The sequence below is a fragment of the Bacillus sp. NPDC094077 genome (assembly GCF_050279465.1).
Lineage (GTDB): Bacteria > Bacillota > Bacilli > Bacillales > Bacillaceae_G > Bacillus_A.
On the sequence record NZ_JBNNUF010000008.1, the window covers coordinates 1 to 18599 of the forward strand.

Genomic DNA, 18599 nt, shown 5'->3' on the forward strand with positions numbered 1-18599 from the left:
TGACACTCCAATATCTTTTTCTTGATTTTAGTGTCCTCTAGTCGTTTTTCAGAAGGCACTAAGTGCCGCTTTATCCACTTGTAATACCCACTTCTAGTTACACCAGCAATGGCACATAATAGGGTAACCGTATACCCCTTTTCTAACATCTCAAGTATAACTTCAAACTTTCTCGTTTTGGATATAACTTGCATGCCTCCTTTTACATCCCTAAGAGCTTTTTTAACATTTCATTCTCGGCTTCTAATCGTCTAATCTTAGCTTCTGGATCTTCTGGTGCTGTTCTTGGTCTACCTAGACCTGGTCCTTTCGCTTTCCCACGTTTTTCTTCTAGCCCTTTGATGCCTTCAGCTTCAAAGTGTTTCACCCAACGACTTACAACTGAGTGATGAATACCTAATTCTTTCGCAACGGTTTTATAGCTCATGCCTTCTTTTAAGTATAAATCTATAGCTTTTTTCTTAAATTCTACATCGTAAGTGACTCTAATTTTTCCCATAGAAAAATCCCCTCCATAGTAAACAGGTTAATGTGCTTTCTTTTTCCTGTCTACTATAAGGGGATCATATCAAAGCAGTAGGCTCTTTCTCATATTTATTTCACTTCAACTTGCTGCCCTACAGCAAGTGTTTTCGGCTTTATATTTACAAAACAAATACTCACCACAATAAATAAAAGTCCAATGAATAAGCTCATTGTAATGGCCTCGTGTAAGAAAATTGAACTTACAATAATAGCGATAAGAGGGATAAGGAATGTATAAGCCCCAACTTTACTTGCTTCACCAGCTCCAACAAGTGTGAAGTAAGCAAGCCATCCCATTGCAATAACAAAGAACGAAATAAAGAGTAGCACACTAACAAATGGCATACTCCAAGCGATACTAGACCAGCTTTCAAACTCTGATCCAAATCCGACTAAGCAAAGACCTCCAATAATAAGCTGAAGTGTTACCATCCAAATAGCATTAACACGGTGGCCAGTTTTCTTAATAAATACTGTGCCAAGTGCCCAACCGATAGCGCATCCTAATGCGAGCAGGATTCCAATAATAGAAATATGTCCGGTTAAGCTGCTAGAACTAATAACCCCTACACCAATAAATCCGAGAACAAGCCCGAAAATTTTTAAACCGTACATTGATTCTTCAAGCCATATCCATGAGAAAATTCCGAGTAAAACAGGTTGTAGAAATACAATTGCGGAAAATAACCCAGCGGGCATATATTGAAGGCCGACAGTCTGTAACCCGTAAAATATAATGATGTTAAGTAAAGAAGAAATAACGTATAAATGCCAAGTTTCTTTTAAATTTAGCTCTTTGTATTTCGGTAATGCGAAAATAAGTAAAATGAATCCTCCAATTAAAGTTCTAACGCCTGCAAATAAAACGGGTGGTGTAAAATGCAGTGCGAATTTTGATAAAGGCCAGTTAATCCCCCACATAAGAACGAGAAAGGTGAGGATTATGGCCGTTTTAGTTCGAGAAAGCTGTGTCATTGTAATCCCTCCTTGTTGTAATTCATTTCACTATGATATGATATCGAGTGTAATAAATAAAATGAATCTTTTTTATGGGGAGTATAAGTAATTAGTTATGACTATTGCACAACTTCAAGTTTTAATTAAAACGGTGGAATTAAAAAGTTTTACGAAGGCTGCTCGAATGTTGAATATGACGCAGCCAGCTGTAAGTCATGCAATTTCAAGTATTGAGTCAGAATTAGGAGTTACTATTCTTATACGTGATAAACGAAAAGGGTTAATCGTTACGGATGTAGGAAATCGAATTCTTGTACATATTAGAGAGATCTTGAATGGTGTTGAGAAGATTGAGCAAGAAGTTGCGATGGAGAAGGGGCATGAAGTGGGGACGATTCGAATTGGGAGTTTTCCGAGTGCTTCAGCATATTTCTTACCTAAAATGATTAATATCTTTCGTGAAAAGTATCCGAATTTAGAATTAGTTCTTTGCGAAGGTACACTTAAAGAAGTAGAAGATTGGCTATTATCACGAGTAATTGATATCGGAATTGTTATTTTGCCTAATAAAGATATGGAGATTGTTCCATTAACGAAGGGGAAAATGGTTGTTATCTTAAGAGAGGATCATCCTCTTTGTAAGAAGGACTCTATTACAATTAGTGATTTAGAGAATGAACCGATCATATTATGTAAGGGCGGATACGAACCACCCATTATCGATATGTTTAAACAAGCAAACGTACCACTTCGGGCTGAGTATATAATTTCGACAGTTACTACAGCTTTAAATATGATTCAAGAAGGATTAGGACTCGCAATTTTGGCTGAGTTATCTTTGACGAGTTTACCAAAGAATATACAAACGAGAGAATTGGAACCACAAGTTTGGAGAGAAATCGCTTTAGCTGTTCCTTCATTAAAGGATTCTTCACTCGCTGTTCAGCTATTTATTGAAGAATTTCAAGAGTTATTTGCAGAATAAAAAGAGGTGTCTCATATATCATAATGGGGCACTTTTTTAATTTGCCTACAAAAAATCTATAAAAAGGATTGACTTATTTTTTAGTTGTAACTATAATGATTACATCGAGGTGGTGATCACGATGAAAATTAGTAGCCGCTTTTCTATAGCTGTTCATATTTTGTCTATTTTAAAAGACAACCCATCTTCACTTTGCACTTCAGATTATATGGCTGAGAGTGTAAATACAAATCCGGTAGTCATTCGTAAAATCATGTCGTACTTGAAACAGGCTGGATTTGTTTACGTAAATCGTGGACCGGGTGGCGCGGGATTATTAAAGGATTTACATGAAATCACATTGTTAGATGTGTATCATGCATTGAATGTAGTGGAAGAGGATAAATTATTTCATATGCACGAGCAACCAAATCCGGATTGTCCAATTGGAGCAAATATTCAAGCGGTATTAGAAGTTATTTTAATTCAAGCACAATCTGCGATGGAAGAAGTTTTGAGAAATATTACGATGGGACAGTTGTTTGAATCTTTACAAGAGAAAATGAATGCTTAAATAATATTTATATTTTTTTACCATTAATGTAACTGAAATGATTACAACTGTAAAGGTAAGGTGTAAAACTTATGACTGTAAAAATGAAAGTATACTCAGATTTTATATGTCCGTTTTGTTTTTTAGCAAAAGGTCCATTAGATGAGGTAGCGAAAGAGAAAGATGTAGAAGTTGAATGGATGCCATTTGAATTACGTCCAAGTCCATATTCTAAAATAGATCCTTGGAATGAACCAGATAAGTTAGGCTCATGGGATTCTTTCATTCTTCCTACTGCAAAAAAATTAGGAATTGAAATGCGTCTGCCGCGTGTTTCACCGCATCCATATACACATTTAGCTTTTGAAGGATGTCAATTTGCGAAAGAGCATGGACTTGGAAATGAATATCATCACCGCGTATTTACTGCGTTTTTCCAAGAAGAACAAAACATTGAAGATATTGATGTGTTAACAAAATTAGCGGTAGAAGTAGGGCTTCCTGAAGCGGAATTTAAAGATGCTTTAGTAACTCGTAAATATAAAGAAAAGCATCAGGAAGCAATTCAGCATGCATATGATGAAGCGAATATTATGGCAGTGCCAACTGTCATGATAGGTGATGAAGTCATTCAAGGGCTTGCTAGTAAAGAAACGCTGGAAAGAGTCATTGATAAAGAAATTGAAAAGGATAAAACAAATTCATTTGAAGGAATGCAATGTAATACGGATGGATATTGCTAATTCATCTTGCATGAAAGAATCAAATTGATTTGTTTAAATATAATAAAATTATTTTTGGAGGAATTAAAATGTCAGCAACTACAACAAACTTAAAAGAAGCAATTGTGAACCGTCGTTCCATTCGTAAAGTAACAAAAAATGATGCAATTACGAAAGAAAAAATTGAAGAAGTTTTAAAAACAGCTTTACATGCACCAACTTCTTTCAATATGCAAAGTGGCCGTATGGTCGTATTGATGGATGGAGAGCATGAAAAGTTTTGGGATATCGTAAAAGAAACTTTAAGAGCTCGCGTACCAGCAGAAAACTTTGAAGCGACTGTAGAAAGACTAAAAGGTTTCCATGCAGGTGTAGGAACAGTATTATTCTTTGAAGATCAAGCAACTGTAGAAAAAATGCAAGAAAATGCACCATTATATAAAGAACAGTTCCCGTTCTGGTCTCATCAAGGTAATGCGATGTTACAACATACTGTATGGATGCTATTATCTGCTGAAGGAATTGGAGCATCACTGCAACATTACAATCCAATCGTAGATGCTGAAGTGAAGGAGACTTGGAACATTCCAGCAGAGTGGAGCTTAGTAGGACAAATGCCATTTGGTGAACCAAACGAGCAACCAGGAGAAAGAACGTTCTTACCTACTGAAGATGTAGTGAAATTTTATTAAGAAAATATATAACGAGAAGGAAGCTGTGAATAGAAACAGCTTCCTTTTTTGTATTGGTGTTAATTTATGTGCATTTAGGGAAGAAATATAAGAAATAATCCGGTAAGAAGGGAAGTAGAAAAATGAATGATGAGAAAAAATATACAGTGGTAGGTACTGATGTTGAGGAAGTAAAACGTTTAAATAAAAATTCAGGATTAACGTATAATCAAGTGAAGGAATTATTAGCGAAGCAAATGCAAAAAAAGAAATGATTAGATTGAAATAATTAAGCTTTTCATTTAGCATTTTGTCTAGAGAGAGTTATGGAGAATATAACTCTCTTTTTCCATATAAAGAAGCTACAAATGAGCAACTTTTAGAGTGGAGGGAAGCAACATGAAAAAATGGAATGAATTAAAAAGAATCTAACAATATAAAAAGAAAAAAGGATTCTTCCCAATTAGTAAGAAAGATTGTCTATAGAAGTTCATAAAGTGTAATAGTATCACAATGAATAAGTACGTTTTGTAATATATTCAATTTTCATCCATTGAAGGGGGAGGTTAAATCTTAATGAATGAAGTGAAAAATTTCTTTCGAAGTAGAGGGTTTCAACGGTTGCTTGTTTTAATAATATTAGCACTTGTATTATATGGCTTGCAAAGCATGATAAATTTAATTTTAATTACGTTTATACTGACATTTTTAATGGACCGATTTCAATGTTTTATTTCAAAGAGGTTGAAAGTGAACCGGAAAGTTGTTATTGCTGGTTTATATTTAATATTAGTTACATTCATTGTTACAACTTTGTATAAATATTTACCTGTGCTAACAATACAAATTTCACAATTAATTTATCAATTTAAGTTGTTTTTTCAAAATCCACCTGATAATGAGATCATTAAATATGCACTTTCGACTATTAATGGAATGGAAGTATCAAAATATATAGAACAAGGTGTAGATGTCATATATCAATCGATAGCAAATATAGGGAAGGTAAGTTTACAAATACTATTGTCTCTTATTTTAAGTTTATTTTTCTTATTAGAAAAAGAGCGTATTATTACATTTACTTCTAAGTTTAAAGATAGTAAGCTAAAGATTTTTTATGAGGAGATTACATATTTTGGTGAAAGATTTGCAAGATCGTTCGGAAAAGTGATTGAAGCACAGTTTTTAATTGCGGTTGTAAATTGTATTCTCACTGTAATCGCATTTGTCATTTTAGGCTTTCCGCAGCTTCTTGTATTAGCTGTCATGGTTTTTTTACTCGGTTTGATTCCAGTTGCTGGTGTTATTATTTCCGTGTTTCCACTTTGCATTATTGCTTATAACGTAGGTGGGGTTATGTACGTTGTATACATACTTGTGTTCATTACAGTAATCCATGCTCTTGAAAGTTATTTTTTAAATCCGAAATTTATGTCCGCAAAAACAAATTTACCAATCTTTTTTACATTTATGATTCTTATCTTTTCAGAGCATTTCCTTGGAATATGGGGACTTATTATCGGGATACCAATCTTTATCTTTTTATTAGATGTACTTGATGTAAATAATGAGGAACAAATTAAAAAATAAGAAATGATAGAAAATAACCGATGTTTTCAAGGAACGAAAACATCGGTTATTTTTATCTCGAAAACCCCTATTTGGTAAAGGGTAATCATTAGAATGAAGGGATGAACAATCCAGATAAAAAAGAAAGCCGAAATAAATTGGATTGCTTTTTGAAAATACGATTAAAGAACCGGAGCCATCGTTTCTTTCAACACTTGAACAGAGTGATCGAATTTTAATTCTTCTTCTTCGCTTAATTCTACTTCTAAAATTTCACGAACACCGCCGCGATTTAAAACAGCAGGTACACCGATATAAACATCTTCTTGGCCGTATTGACCTTCTAAGTATGCTGAAACCGTTAATACACTATTTTCATCGTTTAAAATTGCTTTCGTAACACGTAGAAGTGACATACCGATACCATAATAAGTTGCACCTTTTCGTTCAATAATATGGTAAGCTGCATCACGAACGTTTATGAAAATTTTGTCTAAATCTTCTTGAGTATATGTGTTATCTTTGTCAAGAAGTGTTTGTAGTTTTTGAATACCTACTGATACGTGGCTCCAAACTGGAAGTTCAGTATCACCGTGTTCTCCAATAATATAAGCGTGAATGTTGTGTGGACCAATATTGAAGTACTCACCTAACATATAGCGGAAACGAGCAGAATCAAGTGTTGTACCAGAACCGATTACGCGTTCTTTTGGTAAACCAGATTCTTTCCAAGTTACGTAAGTTAAAATATCTACAGGGTTTGTTGCGATTAAGAAAATACCATCAAATCCGCTATCCATAATACTGCGAACAATTTGTTTAAAGATTTTAGCGTTTTTCTCAACTAAATCTAAACGTGTTTCGCCTGGTTTTTGTGGTAATCCAGCCGTAATGACAACAAGATCAGCATCTTTACAATCTTCGTAGCTGCCTTTCCATACTCTAGTTGGAGCTGGTGCAAATGGAACAGCATGACTTAAATCCATTGCCTCTCCTTCAGCTTTTGCCTCATTTACATCGACTAATACAAACTCTTCAGCTACAGCTTGGTTAATCATGCAGTAAGCATAACTACATCCAACTGCTCCGGTTCCTACTAATACAACACGGTTAATACCTTTTTTCATTTTAAAATTCCTCGCAATTTCATGGATTTTATTATGTAAGATAATACGTCTTACTTCTATAAATTCATATCTAGTTTATTACATTTTATAAAAGATATTCAAGTAATTGAAAATGTATCCGTTCAAAAACTTGAACGAAACATAGGAACCCGGCAAATCGAATATAATTCAGTAAAATCCTTTGTAAAAGGGGAAATGGTATGGGGAATCCATTATCAATAGAAAAAATGCTACATATAATTCATGCAGGTCTTACTAAAACGAATACCCCAAAACGAATTACGATTGCTGGCGCAGGTATATCTGGGTTAGTTGCAGGATCATTATTAAAAGAGGCTGGGCATGAAGTAACGATTATAGAAGCAAATAATAGAATAGGTGGCAGGGTATATACAATTCGCGAACCATTTAGTACGGGGTTATATTTTAATGCAGGGCCAATGCGTATTCCGGAGAACCATGATTTAACATTAGCGTATATTCGTAAATTAAAATTACCGTTAAATCTTTTTATTAATAAAACCTCTTCAGACATAATTTATACGAATAACATTAGAACGAGATTGAATGTGTTTGAAAATAATCCAAGTGTACTTGGATATCCGGTTTTAGATAAAGAAAAAGGGAAAACGGCAGAAGAATTAATGCTGGCCGTATTAGAACCAATACTTAATTATATTAAGAAAGATCCTAATAAAAATTGGATTACTGTGGAGAAAAAATATAGAACTTATTCGCTCGGTTCATTTTTAACCGAATACTATTCAGATGGAGCAATAGATATGATTGGAGTACTACTTGATATGGAAGCATACATGGGAATGTCTTTAATTGAAGTATTACGAGAAATGACCTTTTTCACCTCAACGACAAAATATTATGAGATAACAGGCGGGATGGATGCATTACCAAATTCATTTTTACCACAGCTAAAGGATAATATTTTCATGTCATATAAAGTAGATAAAATAATACAAGAAAATAACAAAGTGATGATGCAAGTAAACGATGAACAAACATTAGAGCAATATATGGTCACAGGTGATATTGCTATTGTTACCATTCCATTTTCAGCGTTGCGCTTTGTTGAAATCCAGCCTTATGATTTATTCTCTTATTTTAAAAGGCGGGCAATCCGTGAGTTAAATTATATTGCTTCAACTAAAATTGCGATAGAGTTTAAAAGTAGATTTTGGGAGAGAGTAGGGCAATGCGGTGGTAAATCTATTACAGATTTACCTATACGTTTTACGTTTTATCCGAGCTATGGCATTCATACACCAGGGGCATCTATCGTTTTAGCAAGTTATACGTGGGCGGATGAAGCTTTGACGTGGGATAGTTTATCTGATAGAGAACGTATTCGGTATGCATTAAACAATTTAGCACAAATATATGGAAATGTAGTCTATACTGAATTTGTTACAGGAGCATCTTTTAGTTGGAGTAAAAATCCATACTCTTGCGGTGCGTTTACTGCTTTTGAACCAGGTCAAGAGATAGAATTATTTCCATATATTGCGCCGCCAGCAGGAAATGTACACTTTGCAGGAGAACATACGACGTTGACACATGGCTGGATGCAAGGAGCGATTGAGTCTGGAATTAGAGTTGCTTATGAAGTAAATGAAAAGTGAATCTAGTAGTTATGTTTACAAATTGTTATTCTTTTAATAAAATGATAAATATAAATCGTAATAATTACGCTTTGAAGAAATTTGAAGTAAAGAAATGGATGGTCGGTCGTATGAGTAAAGTAGAAATTCATATATTAGGTGGTTTTTTAGGTAGCGGAAAATCAACGTTACTGCAAAATTTATTATTAGCGGAAAAGAAGAAGGATCGAAAAGTTGCAGTATTAATGAATGAGATTGGTGAATACTCAGTAGATACAGATATTATTGGAAAAGAAAATGTGTTAAGGGAACTTCTAAAAGGCTGTATTTGCTGTACGTTAAAAGAAGAGCTTGAAATACAATTACATTCACTATATCAACAAGAAAGACCAGATGTAATTTACATAGAAACAACAGGTGTCGCACATCCAATTGAAGTATTAGATGCATGTGTATCACCTATTTTAGCACCGTTCCTTGAAGTGAAATCTATAGTAGTCGTATTAGATGCAGTAAGATGGTTGAATCGAAGTATATTAAGTGCAAATGTGCAGCAGTTACTGCATGAGCAAATGAAATTTGGTAGTCACATTCTTATTAATAAATCAGATTTACTAACAGATTTGGATAAGAAAAAAGTAATTGAAGAAGTAAAAGAAATAAATAATCATGCGAAATTGTTTGAAACAAAGTATTGTAATATATCTTTAAATGATATAGAAGAAGCTGAATTTGTGAGTGATGGAGAACACGAGACACTTCATGTTAAACAACATTTACATATACAAACAATGACGTATCAATTTACGAAATCGATTGATCAAGACAAATTATATGAATGGCTTTCGAATTTACCAGATAGTATTTATCGTGTGAAAGGTTTTGTGAAATTCCATGGAGATAAATACCCTCACTTATTCCAATATTCGTTTGGAGTACCAACTTTATTGGAGCAAGACTTCGGTTTCCCGACAAACTTGGTAGTAATAGGGGAAGGGCTAGATAAAAAACAATTGGTTGAGGGGTTAGAGAAAGTCGAAAATAATTAATCAGTTTTTCTATTCATGTTTTTTATGTAAGCTGCAAATAATTGACTTAATGAATTAAGTTAATTATTTGCAGCTTTTTGCACGATGGTTAATGAAATGAAACAGTAATTTCATTTGAACAACGGAATATATATTGATTGTATGTCTGTTTCCATTTAATAGGAAGGTGATTATAGATTTATGCCGAATGTAGAGGGTATTACAAGAGTTTTCCGTTACCAATTTTAAAGTCATGATTACGGACAGGGGAAGTTGGCGTATTTGATTCTATCAGAAAGAAAAGCATGGGGAGGATCACGATGTCGATGAAAAAACGTAAATGGCTAAAAACGGTGGTTACTGGTTGTGTTTTAGGATCGTTATTAGTAACAGCGGCTTGTTCGGGAAAGAAGACAAGTACAGAAGAGGAAAAAACGATTAAGGTAGGGGTTCTTGCTTCATTAACAGGTCCACTAGAATCATATGGAAAACAAACAGTGAACGGGTTTGAATTAGGGTTAGATTATGCAACCGGTGGAACAGGGAAAGTAGAAGGGAAAAAGATTAAGTTTGTTGTAGAAGATACGGAAACGAAAGCAGATGTAGCGGTTAAGAAAGCTACGAAGTTATTAGAAGAAGAGAAAGTTGATTTCTTAGTCGGATCATCTAGTTCAAGTGATACGCTAGCAGTTTTACCACTAGCAGAGGAATATGAAAAAATTATGGTTGTAGAACCGGCAGTTGCTGATAGTATAACCGGGAAGAATTGGAATAAATATATTTTTAGAACTGGAAGGAACTCTTCGCAAGATGCGATTGCAGGAGCAGCAGCAATTGCAAAAAAAGATGTAAAGATTGCGACGTTTGCCCCAGATAATGCATTTGGACGCGAAGGAATTGCTGCATTTAAGGCTGGAGCGAAAAAGCTAGGTGCGAACATTGTAAACGAGCAATACGCGGATACGAATTCAACGGATTTTACTGCAAATATTCAAAATATCATTAGCTCAAAACCAGATTATTTATTTATCGTTTGGGCAGGGGCGAATTCACCTTGGAAACAGTTGAAAGATATGAATGTAGAAGCACAAGGTATTAAAGTTTCTACTGGTGCGCCAGATATACCAGCATTAAAAACGATGGATGCGTTAGTAGGAATGCAAGGTTTTTCTGTTTATTATCATACACTTCCTAAAAATAAGGTAAATGATTGGTTAGTGGAAGAACATAAAAAACGATTTAATGGTGCTGTCCCAGACCTGTTTACAGCAGGAGGAATGTCAGCGGCAATTTCTATTGTGGAAGCTTTAAAGAAAACAAAAGGTGATACAGATGTAAATACGCTTATTAAGAAAATGGAAGGAATGGAATTTGATACACCGAAAGGAAAGATGAAGTTTAGAGAGAAGGATCATCAAGCATTACAAACGCTATATTCTATTACGCTCAAAAAGCAAGATGGTGTTGAATATCCAGTACCAGTGTTGGAGCGAGAATTAACGATGAAAGAGACAGAACCACCAGTTCGGAATAAATAGACAGAATTTTCTGTTGTTTCGTATAAAGAGGGTATACCCTCTTTATACGTCTTTCTTTTACACTCATGGCCTTAAAGGGAGGGATTTCGTGACTCATTTGTTAGAGACGAAAAATCTTAGCGTATCTTTTGGGGAACATCATGTCATTAAGGATGTGAATTTAAAAGTACAAAAAGGAAAGCTCATTTCAATTATTGGACCAAATGGTGCTGGAAAGACAACATTATTTAACTTACTAAGTGGACAAATTTCTCCGACGAAAGGTGAAGTGTATTTTAAGGGACAAGAGATTACGAGATTATCGATTTCGGACCGAACACGTTTAGGAATCGGTCGTTCTTTTCAGTTAACAAATATATTTCCAGAGTTAACAGTACTTGAAAATGTCCGTTTAAGTGTTCAGTCATTCGTACAAGATTACTATAGTTTCTTTCCTAATTCTTCGCGTTTGAAACAGCAAATTGGAGAGGCACGACGGTATATAAAAACAGTATTACTTCATGAGAAAGAAAATGTTTTAGCGAAAGACTTAGCGCATGGGGAAAAAAGAAAGTTAGAGCTTGCGATGTTATTAGCTTTAAAAACGGATGTATTACTACTTGATGAGCCAACTGCGGGTATTTCGGTTGAGGAAGTACCAGCTATTTTGCAAGTGATTGAAAATATTAAGAAACATCCAGAGAGCACAATTGTACTTATCGAACACAAAATGGATATGGTACTCGATTTGTCAGATCATCTTATCGTTTTATTTCATGGTGAGTTATTGGCCGAAGGATTGCCAGAAGAAATGATGAAAGATGAGCGTGTACAAAGTGCTTATTTAGGAGGATTATATAGTGGCACTATTACAAGTGAATAATATAGAGACGTATTTAGATCAGTTTCATATTTTACAGGGGGTATCTCTCACTGTTGAGAAAGGGACGATTACTGTACTGTTTGGAAGAAACGGGGCAGGAAAGACTACGACATTGCGCTCGGTTATGGGGTTTCATCGGGTCTCAGATGGTGAAATTTATTATGATAATACAAAAGTAAATGGATTATCTACACATTTAATTTCAAGGAAAGGAATAGGGTATGTACCAGAAAACCAAGGTATTTTTCATGATTTGACAATAGAAGAGACATTCGCTCTTGCAAGGGGGAAGGGAGAAGAAGCGGAAGAAAAAATAGATTGGATGCTAGAACTATTTCCGGATCTAAAGCAGTTTTGGAATAAAAAAACTGGGCTCTTAAGTGGAGGACAAAAGCAAATGTTGGCTATTTCAAGAGCGTTTATTAATAGTGATGGATTATTACTAATAGATGAACCGAGCAAAGGGCTGTCCCCAATTATGGTAGAGAAATTAATGGTAGCTATTTTGAAGATGAAAGAGAAAACAACGGTGTTACTTGTCGAACAAAATTTTATGATGGCTAGTCAAATTGGTGACTACTTTTACATTATGGATAACGGGAGAATTGTTCATAACGGTTTTATGCATGAATTAAAAGAGGATAAGGAAATGTGTCATAAATATTTAGGAATCTCTTAACATGAATCCGGGGTGAGAAGGATGGATGTGTTAATCAATTTATTTGTAAATGGGATTTCAACAGGGATGCTCATTTTTTTGTTAGCATCAGGTCTTTCACTTATTTTCGGTCTAATGAGCGTTCTAAACTTTGCACATGGCGGTTTATTTGCATGGGGAGCATTTACAGGTGTGTGGCTATTCAATATGACAGGTAGTTATTTATTAGCGCTGATTGGAGCAGTCGCTATGGGAATGTTTCTCGGTTTCGTGTTAGAAAGGTTTCTTATTAGGCCAGTGTATGGAAACCATGTGAGGCAACTTCTTGTTACGCTTGGAGGGATGCTGGTTCTAAGTGAATGTATCAAAATATTTTGGGGACCTAATCCGATTGGGGCAAAGTTACCGTTATGGTTACAAGGTAGTTATACATTTGGAGGAGTTATATTAATAAAATACCGGTTGTTCGTTATTTTAGTTGGGATACTTATTTACATTGCTTTACTATTACTACTTAAAAAAACAAAGATAGGTCTTATGATCCGGGCTGGTGTAATGGATAAAGAGATGGTTCAAGCACTTGGTATTAACGTAAAAGCGATATTTTCGTTCGTCTTTTTATTAGGAGCAGGGATGGCAGCGTTGGGAGGGTTCTTATTAGCACCGTATTCAGGTGTTATTTTCGCGGAGATGGGTATGCAATATGCAATTTTAGCTTTCATAGTAGTAATAATTGGAGGACTTGGAAGCGTACAAGGTTCAGCTATTGCTTCTTTAATTGTCGGATTAGCTGGTGCTTTTACAGCGTATTTTATACCCGATTTATCACTTGCAATTAATATGTTAATGTTACTATTTTTCTTAATAGTGAAGCCGACTGGACTTGTTGGTGAAAAGGGGTGAAATGGTGAACAGCACATCGGACCGAATTAAAGTATACTTCGGAGTATGTATGCTCATTTGTTTAAGTGTATTTCCATTCGTAAATGATTCACGGAGCCTGTTAATTTTGTTCACTCAAATCTTCATCTTTGCTATTTTTGCAATGAGTTTTGATGTATTGCTTGGGTATACAGGAATTGTATCGTTCGGTCACTGTATGTTCTTTGGGATAGGAGCATATGGGGTAGCGCTTTTATTTGATCGGCAAGGAGTGTCAATAACGAACTTTTTAATAGGAATAGTAGCTGCAATTATTGTTTCAGCAATCGTTAGTTATATAATCGGTTTGCTTTCTTTACGGTTGAAAAGTCATTTTTATGCGATGTTAACACTTGCTATTTCACAGTTATTTTTCGTACTTGCTGAAAAATGGCGTGGGCTCACTCACGGAGGAGATGGGTTTACCTTTGGTGTACCAGATATATTCCGTGATCGTTTTACGTTTTATTATGTAACATTTATATGTCTAATCCTTATTTTTATTTTGCTACGCCTTTTCACAAAATCTTCTATTGGAAAAGTATTAAAGGCAATTTCACAAAATGAACAGCGCGTTGAGGCGCTTGGGTATAAAGTTCTTCATTATAAAATTATCGCAAGTGTAGTGGCAGGAGTAGTAGCAGCAATTAGCGGTGGTTTATTTGTTATCACATTACGTTTTGTAAATACGACTGTATTTTCAATTGAAATGACATTAAATGCATTATTGATGACAATGATTGGAGGAGTCGGAACATTAATTGGAGCCATTGCTGGAGCAGGAATTATTGAATCATTAAAGTATTATTTATCAGAACTAGCGACACAGTATCCACTTTTTGAAAGATGGACGATTATTCTAGGTTTATTGTATATTATCGTGCTACTAGTTTTTCCAAAAGGATTAGTTGGGACGGTTAAGAGGTTGAAGAGTTTTAAAAGGGGTAAGAAGGAGAAAAGCGCAGGAGTGGGGCAGAACGTGTGAAAATGGATTGTATACAATATGAAAATCCCTCTTTTAGATTAGTTAAGGAGGGATTTTTATATTTTACCGAACTTTGGTGCATGTAATCTGTAAAAATGTTATTTTACAAAGCGGTTCATTGGATTAATTAAATAATTCATATGGAATATCTTTTTGTACGTCTCGATTTGTAAAGAAATGAATAGATAGTTTCTCTATTAGTACATCCTCAATTGGTGTTAATTTATCATTTTTAACCGGTAAAAAAGCAATCCCATTTCCTTCGCAAATAAATTCTTCAATAAGTGAATAAGAGTCTAACTGTTGAAGTTGATTTTGCGACAGATTGTTTTCCTTTAGGAATTGTATTGTTCGAATTCTAAAGGGGCATTTTGTATCATTACTAACGAAAAAAATCTCTTTTGAATAATCAACAGTACATTTTTCTTTTGCTTTTAATAAGCCGATAGAGATTACGGCACAGAATACTTTTTTAAACTTGGAATCTAGATTATTATCATAAGTTATGACCAAATCAACCTTTTCTTTTTGTAGTAGTTTAGGCAAATGACCACTATTTTCAATGTATACTTGATAATTCCGGAAATTTTCTTTAATACGTACACTTAGATAACTGGCTAAAATAGATTGTGATGTTGCTATTCGGTATGAAGTACCACTCGTTTTAATTTCATCTGTAGCTTCCTCTAGTAGATTTAATATTTTATTTGTGTAATTTAATAAAATGTCACCAGAAGGTAATAGTGAAACCCCTTTGTTATCTCTATGTAGTAAAGGAGTTTCTAATTCTTGTTCTAATTTTTTGATTCGCTCAGTTACATTCGGTTGAACATATCCCAGCTCCTTAGCAGCTTTACTAATAGAACCTTCACTTGCGACAGTTTTGAATATGATAAGATCATTTATTTCCATTCATTTCAACCCCTTATACGATATCATTATAAATGATACCAAACATAATTTATACCTATTTTACGTTAGCCAGTCATCGATTTATCATTATGTATATAATATCGAAAGTGAGTGATAAACATGATTGGAATGCAATATAAGATCATTTTTCCAAAGGATTATGATATGGAGATTATTAGGAAAAGGGTAAAGGATAATGGGCATAAAACTGATGGCTTTCAAGAATTGAATTTTAAAGCTTATTTAATTACTGAGACAGGTAAAGAGGGAAATTTATATAACTGTTATGCTCCTTTATATATTTGGAATAGTCATGAAGGGATGAATAAATTTATATTTGAAGGTTATTATGATAATATTTTACAATCATTTGGATGGCAGCAAATTAATATTGGTGTCCCTTTAGTTGTTAATCTAAAGGATGATTTTAGAAAAAGTAGATATGCTGTTGAATATGCAGGGAGTATTTCTCAAAGTAAATCGCTGATTGGGACTCAATTAAAAACTATGAATGAAAATGTACAAAACATAGAAAAGTGTTTAGGAAATGTAATAGTTTATAATCCGGATAAATGGGGATATAGTCAATTCAGTTTTTATAATGAAAAGCCTGAAATAGATGTAATGAACAATGTTACTATTTATGAGGTTTTACACATTTCACGATGAAATCTTGTTGAATGCTAAATTAAGAAAAAAGGAATGAAAATGTATGCCTTTTGTGAACGTTTATTATCATGAAAATATATTAAATAAAGAAGAGTTGAAAAAGATAGGTGAATGTATCCATCTTTCATTAGTTGAATATTTTAACATCCCTGAAAATGATTATTTTCAAATGTTTTTACCTTATCAACGAAATCAATTTTTGTATAATCCATACTATTTGTTGGAAAGGGGAGAAAAGAGAAGCGAGAATATGATCCATGTTTCTATTACATGTGGACCTGGAAGAACAGTACAGCAGAAAAAAGGTTTGTATCAATCTATATCCTCGGAAATTTCCGGATGTTCTTGCATAAAAAGTTCGGACATTTTTATTACACTAAATGAGACGGCTGCTGAAAACTGGTCGTTTGGTCAAGGAATAGCACAAATGTTGAAAATGAAGGGAGAACAAGATGAAGAATGATCCAATTGAATTACATATTCAACAGAAAATGAGAGAAGTGGCACCTAGTTTGGTTCACTATAGTGAAGAAATATTGTTTGAAGAAGTGTGGCGAGATTCCACTTTATCATTAAGAGAAAGAAGTTTTTGTACAGTGTCGGCACTAATCAGTCTCGGTAATACAGAACAATTACCATTTCATTTGAAGCTAGCTAAACAAAATGGGATTATGGAAAATGAACTGGCTGCATTAATAACACATATGGCTTTTTACGTTGGTTGGCCAAAAGCTATGGCAGCTTTAAATGTAGTAATGAATGAAATGGAAAGTTAAGTTTAGGCTATACTCTGGTGAGACACTTTTTTTTACTTTTTCTCTTGCATTACTGTCACTTGCGTAGTAAAGTGATAGTAAGATTAACGCTAGGAAGTGATGAAACATGCGTGATAATACGATAGGATCATTAATATGGTTACGTTTAATACGATTTACGAACCAAAGTAATCAGATGTCAAATGAGTTTTTAAAGCGTTTTGATTTAACCACAGCTCAATTTGATGTGCTTTTGCAAATACGGACTTATCAGCCATTAACACAAATGGAGTTAGCAGAAAAGGTTACTGTTACACAAGGCGGTATTTCTCGAATGTTAACACGCCTTGAAAAAGAAGGATATATTATTCGAAAACAAGATTGGAAAACGAAAACAATTAGTCTTACAGAGCAAGGGGAAGCGGCCTTAGAAAGAGCATTGCCAGAGCAACTTGCATTCCAATCATCATTTTTTGATGACGTATTAAATGAAGAAGAGCAGAAAATACTATACGAGTTGATGACAAAAGTTCATAAGCATAGTGAAAAAAAAGAATTACCACATGAGTAATTTTTTTTACTTATTCAATTGACTAATCAAGTGATGAAGAGGAGGAAGTTTTATGTATACAATTCCAGGACACCACCATATTTCTGTGGTGACAAAAAATGCGAAAACGAATAATGATTTTTATCGAAATGTTTTAGGGCTACGACGAGTGAAAAAGACTGTAAATCAAGATAATCCTTTTATGTATCATTTATTTTATGGTGATTTAACAGGTAGTGCAGGAACTGAATTATCGTTTTTTGAAATGCCGAATGTTGGAAGAACAATTCGTGGTACGAATGCGATAACGCAAATAGGATTACTTGTACCGTCACTAGAGAGCCTTACTTACTGGAAAAAACGTTTTGAATCATTGGGGGTGACACATGGAGAACTTACAATATATGCCGGACGAGAGGCTCTGCATTTTGAAGATCCAGATGGTCTCCGCTTAGTGTTATTAAACAATAACGGAGAAGAAGTACCAGAATTTTGGGCTGCATGGGATGAATCTTCTGTAGAACAAGACAATCGGATTTTAGGTATGGGTACAGTTGAAATGACAGTAAGAAGCTTAAATAAATTATCAAAAACATTAACTGAATTGTTTGGTTATAAAGAAGTATCTCGCTCTGATAATACAGGACTATATCAATCTGTTTCAGGTCAGTCTTTCGGAGAAATTTTAGTAAAAGAGCAAGAGGGAGAAAGAGAGAGACCAGGAAAGGGAAGTATTCACCATTTAGCAATTCGTGTAAAAAATGATGAAGAACTAAACTATTGGAATGAAGCAGTGAAAGAAAGAGGTTTTCAGACAACTGGGATTATTGATCGTTTTTACTTTAAAAGTTTATATTTCCGTGAATCAAATGGAATTTTATTTGAGATTGCGACTGATGGACCAGGATTTACAGTAGACTCAGTAGTTGAAGAATTAGGAAAAGAACTAGATTTACCACCGTTTTTAGAAGAGCGGAGACAAGAGATAGAAGAGAAGCTAATACCACTTGATTAAAG

Annotated in this window: 22 protein-coding genes and 1 pseudogene; 18 read left to right on the forward strand and 5 right to left on the reverse strand. The window is 34.3% G+C overall.

Annotation, left to right across the window (positions count from 1 at the left end; translation table 11 throughout):
• The 3 genes and pseudogenes from ACQKNR_RS18660 to ACQKNR_RS18670 form a co-directional block, all read right to left on the reverse strand.
• Window positions 1-194 (reverse strand): annotated as a pseudogene (locus tag ACQKNR_RS18660) (transposase); the annotation flags it as partial.
• 8 nt (window positions 195-202) lie between these two features.
• Window positions 203-499, reverse strand: coding sequence for a transposase (locus ACQKNR_RS18665; RefSeq protein WP_427319505.1), 297 nt, complete (start codon window positions 497-499; stop codon window positions 203-205).
• A 95-nt stretch (window positions 500-594) separates the two neighbouring features.
• Window positions 595-1500, reverse strand: coding sequence for a DMT family transporter (locus ACQKNR_RS18670; RefSeq protein WP_427319507.1), 906 nt, complete (start codon window positions 1498-1500; stop codon window positions 595-597).
• Between the two features lie 97 nt (window positions 1501-1597).
• Here ACQKNR_RS18670 and ACQKNR_RS18675 point away from each other — a divergent pair, with 97 nt between their 5' ends.
• The 6 genes from ACQKNR_RS18675 to ACQKNR_RS18700 all read left to right on the forward strand — a co-directional run bounded on the left by ACQKNR_RS18675 (window position 1598) and on the right by ACQKNR_RS18700 (window position 5982).
• Window positions 1598-2467, forward strand: a complete 870-nt coding sequence (locus ACQKNR_RS18675) for a LysR family transcriptional regulator (protein ID WP_427319509.1) — start codon at window positions 1598-1600, stop codon at window positions 2465-2467.
• A 121-nt stretch (window positions 2468-2588) separates the two neighbouring features.
• On the forward strand, window positions 2589-3020 hold the full coding sequence (locus ACQKNR_RS18680; RefSeq protein ID WP_427319511.1) for an Rrf2 family transcriptional regulator: 432 nt from the start codon (window positions 2589-2591) through the stop codon (window positions 3018-3020).
• A gap of 71 nt (window positions 3021-3091) precedes the next feature.
• The gene (locus ACQKNR_RS18685; RefSeq protein WP_427319513.1) at window positions 3092-3742 is read left to right on the forward strand and encodes a DsbA family oxidoreductase; all 651 of its coding nucleotides are present in this window, start codon (window positions 3092-3094) and stop codon (window positions 3740-3742) included.
• A 68-nt stretch (window positions 3743-3810) separates the two neighbouring features.
• Window positions 3811-4413 carry a nitroreductase family protein gene (locus ACQKNR_RS18690; RefSeq protein ID WP_427319515.1) on the forward strand — a complete coding sequence of 201 codons (603 nt, stop codon included), beginning with the start codon at window positions 3811-3813 and terminating at the stop codon, window positions 4411-4413.
• 122 nt (window positions 4414-4535) lie between these two features.
• The gene (locus tag ACQKNR_RS18695) at window positions 4536-4667 is read left to right on the forward strand and encodes a hypothetical protein (protein WP_000997341.1); all 132 of its coding nucleotides are present in this window, start codon (window positions 4536-4538) and stop codon (window positions 4665-4667) included.
• A 301-nt stretch (window positions 4668-4968) separates the two neighbouring features.
• Window positions 4969-5982, forward strand: a complete 1014-nt coding sequence (locus ACQKNR_RS18700; protein WP_427319517.1) for an AI-2E family transporter — start codon at window positions 4969-4971, stop codon at window positions 5980-5982.
• Window positions 5983-6143: 161 nt separating this feature from the next.
• Here ACQKNR_RS18700 and ACQKNR_RS18705 read toward each other — a convergent pair whose 3' ends face one another.
• Window positions 6144-7088: an L-lactate dehydrogenase gene (locus tag ACQKNR_RS18705; protein WP_427319519.1), complete on the reverse strand. Its 945-nt coding sequence runs from the start codon at window positions 7086-7088 to the stop codon at window positions 6144-6146.
• Window positions 7089-7288: 200 nt separating this feature from the next.
• Here ACQKNR_RS18705 and ACQKNR_RS18710 point away from each other — a divergent pair, with 200 nt between their 5' ends.
• The 7 genes from ACQKNR_RS18710 to ACQKNR_RS18740 all read left to right on the forward strand — a co-directional run bounded on the left by ACQKNR_RS18710 (window position 7289) and on the right by ACQKNR_RS18740 (window position 14696).
• The gene (locus tag ACQKNR_RS18710; RefSeq protein ID WP_427319521.1) at window positions 7289-8725 is read left to right on the forward strand and encodes a flavin monoamine oxidase family protein; all 1437 of its coding nucleotides are present in this window, start codon (window positions 7289-7291) and stop codon (window positions 8723-8725) included.
• Window positions 8726-8835: 110 nt separating this feature from the next.
• Window positions 8836-9753: a CobW family GTP-binding protein gene (locus tag ACQKNR_RS18715; protein WP_427319901.1), complete on the forward strand. Its 918-nt coding sequence runs from the start codon at window positions 8836-8838 to the stop codon at window positions 9751-9753.
• Between the two features lie 299 nt (window positions 9754-10052).
• Window positions 10053-11270, forward strand: coding sequence for a substrate-binding domain-containing protein (locus ACQKNR_RS18720; RefSeq protein ID WP_427319523.1), 1218 nt, complete (start codon window positions 10053-10055; stop codon window positions 11268-11270).
• An 88-nt stretch (window positions 11271-11358) separates the two neighbouring features.
• Window positions 11359-12132: an ABC transporter ATP-binding protein gene (locus ACQKNR_RS18725; protein WP_427319525.1), complete on the forward strand. Its 774-nt coding sequence runs from the start codon at window positions 11359-11361 to the stop codon at window positions 12130-12132.
• Window positions 12110-12811 carry an ABC transporter ATP-binding protein gene (locus tag ACQKNR_RS18730; RefSeq protein WP_427319527.1) on the forward strand — a complete coding sequence of 234 codons (702 nt, stop codon included), beginning with the start codon at window positions 12110-12112 and terminating at the stop codon, window positions 12809-12811. Before ACQKNR_RS18725 ends, ACQKNR_RS18730 begins: the two co-directional genes overlap by 23 nt.
• 21 nt (window positions 12812-12832) lie before the next feature.
• Window positions 12833-13693: a branched-chain amino acid ABC transporter permease gene (locus ACQKNR_RS18735; RefSeq protein WP_427319528.1), complete on the forward strand. Its 861-nt coding sequence runs from the start codon at window positions 12833-12835 to the stop codon at window positions 13691-13693.
• Between the two features lie 49 nt (window positions 13694-13742).
• The gene (locus tag ACQKNR_RS18740) at window positions 13743-14696 is read left to right on the forward strand and encodes a branched-chain amino acid ABC transporter permease (RefSeq protein WP_427319903.1); all 954 of its coding nucleotides are present in this window, start codon (window positions 13743-13745) and stop codon (window positions 14694-14696) included.
• A 123-nt stretch (window positions 14697-14819) separates the two neighbouring features.
• Here ACQKNR_RS18740 and ACQKNR_RS18745 read toward each other — a convergent pair whose 3' ends face one another.
• Complete coding sequence (locus tag ACQKNR_RS18745; protein ID WP_427319530.1) at window positions 14820-15608, reverse strand: LysR family transcriptional regulator; 789 nt, start codon at window positions 15606-15608, stop codon at window positions 14820-14822.
• A gap of 120 nt (window positions 15609-15728) precedes the next feature.
• Between ACQKNR_RS18745 and ACQKNR_RS18750 the strand changes: the two genes are divergently transcribed.
• From ACQKNR_RS18750 to ACQKNR_RS18770, 5 genes are all read left to right on the forward strand, one after another.
• Window positions 15729-16277 (forward strand): DUF4865 family protein, encoded by a 549-nt coding sequence (locus ACQKNR_RS18750; protein ID WP_427319532.1) that lies wholly within the window; start codon window positions 15729-15731, stop codon window positions 16275-16277.
• A 43-nt stretch (window positions 16278-16320) separates the two neighbouring features.
• On the forward strand, window positions 16321-16740 hold the full coding sequence (locus ACQKNR_RS18755) for a tautomerase family protein (protein ID WP_427319534.1): 420 nt from the start codon (window positions 16321-16323) through the stop codon (window positions 16738-16740).
• Window positions 16730-17053, forward strand: coding sequence for a carboxymuconolactone decarboxylase family protein (locus ACQKNR_RS18760; protein ID WP_427319536.1), 324 nt, complete (start codon window positions 16730-16732; stop codon window positions 17051-17053). The genes ACQKNR_RS18755 and ACQKNR_RS18760 overlap by 11 nt, the downstream gene beginning before the upstream one ends.
• Before the next feature lie 106 nt (window positions 17054-17159).
• Window positions 17160-17603 (forward strand): MarR family transcriptional regulator, encoded by a 444-nt coding sequence (locus tag ACQKNR_RS18765; RefSeq protein ID WP_193411076.1) that lies wholly within the window; start codon window positions 17160-17162, stop codon window positions 17601-17603.
• Window positions 17604-17655: 52 nt separating this feature from the next.
• On the forward strand, window positions 17656-18597 hold the full coding sequence (locus ACQKNR_RS18770) for a ring-cleaving dioxygenase (RefSeq protein ID WP_427319538.1): 942 nt from the start codon (window positions 17656-17658) through the stop codon (window positions 18595-18597).
• Window positions 18598-18599: the final 2 nt, after the last annotated feature.

Bases quoted from the DNA above. Each gene is read 5' to 3' on its own strand.
- ACQKNR_RS18695 (WP_000997341.1), top strand. From the start codon at position 4,536: ATGAATGATGAGAAAAAATATACAGTGGTAGGTACTGATGTTGAGGAA.
- ACQKNR_RS18700 (WP_427319517.1), top strand. From the start codon at position 4,969: ATGAATGAAGTGAAAAATTTCTTTCGAAGTAGAGGGTTTCAACGGTTG.
- ACQKNR_RS18770 (WP_427319538.1), top strand. From the start codon at position 17,656: ATGTATACAATTCCAGGACACCACCATATTTCTGTGGTGACAAAAAAT.
- ACQKNR_RS18685 (WP_427319513.1), top strand. From the start codon at position 3,092: ATGACTGTAAAAATGAAAGTATACTCAGATTTTATATGTCCGTTTTGT.
- ACQKNR_RS18735 (WP_427319528.1), top strand. From the start codon at position 12,833: ATGGATGTGTTAATCAATTTATTTGTAAATGGGATTTCAACAGGGATG.
- ACQKNR_RS18680 (WP_427319511.1), top strand. From the start codon at position 2,589: ATGAAAATTAGTAGCCGCTTTTCTATAGCTGTTCATATTTTGTCTATT.
- ACQKNR_RS18665 (WP_427319505.1), bottom strand. From the start codon at position 499: ATGGGAAAAATTAGAGTCACTTACGATGTAGAATTTAAGAAAAAAGCT.
- ACQKNR_RS18715 (WP_427319901.1), top strand. From the start codon at position 8,836: ATGAGTAAAGTAGAAATTCATATATTAGGTGGTTTTTTAGGTAGCGGA.
- ACQKNR_RS18760 (WP_427319536.1), top strand. From the start codon at position 16,730: ATGAAGAATGATCCAATTGAATTACATATTCAACAGAAAATGAGAGAA.
- ACQKNR_RS18745 (WP_427319530.1), bottom strand. From the start codon at position 15,608: ATGGAAATAAATGATCTTATCATATTCAAAACTGTCGCAAGTGAAGGT.
- ACQKNR_RS18720 (WP_427319523.1), top strand. From the start codon at position 10,053: ATGTCGATGAAAAAACGTAAATGGCTAAAAACGGTGGTTACTGGTTGT.
- ACQKNR_RS18670 (WP_427319507.1), bottom strand. From the start codon at position 1,500: ATGACACAGCTTTCTCGAACTAAAACGGCCATAATCCTCACCTTTCTC.
- ACQKNR_RS18765 (WP_193411076.1), top strand. From the start codon at position 17,160: ATGCGTGATAATACGATAGGATCATTAATATGGTTACGTTTAATACGA.
- ACQKNR_RS18710 (WP_427319521.1), top strand. From the start codon at position 7,289: ATGGGGAATCCATTATCAATAGAAAAAATGCTACATATAATTCATGCA.
- ACQKNR_RS18755 (WP_427319534.1), top strand. From the start codon at position 16,321: ATGCCTTTTGTGAACGTTTATTATCATGAAAATATATTAAATAAAGAA.
- ACQKNR_RS18675 (WP_427319509.1), top strand. From the start codon at position 1,598: ATGACTATTGCACAACTTCAAGTTTTAATTAAAACGGTGGAATTAAAA.
- ACQKNR_RS18705 (WP_427319519.1), bottom strand. From the start codon at position 7,088: ATGAAAAAAGGTATTAACCGTGTTGTATTAGTAGGAACCGGAGCAGTT.
- ACQKNR_RS18690 (WP_427319515.1), top strand. From the start codon at position 3,811: ATGTCAGCAACTACAACAAACTTAAAAGAAGCAATTGTGAACCGTCGT.
- ACQKNR_RS18750 (WP_427319532.1), top strand. From the start codon at position 15,729: ATGATTGGAATGCAATATAAGATCATTTTTCCAAAGGATTATGATATG.
- ACQKNR_RS18740 (WP_427319903.1), top strand. From the start codon at position 13,743: ATGCTCATTTGTTTAAGTGTATTTCCATTCGTAAATGATTCACGGAGC.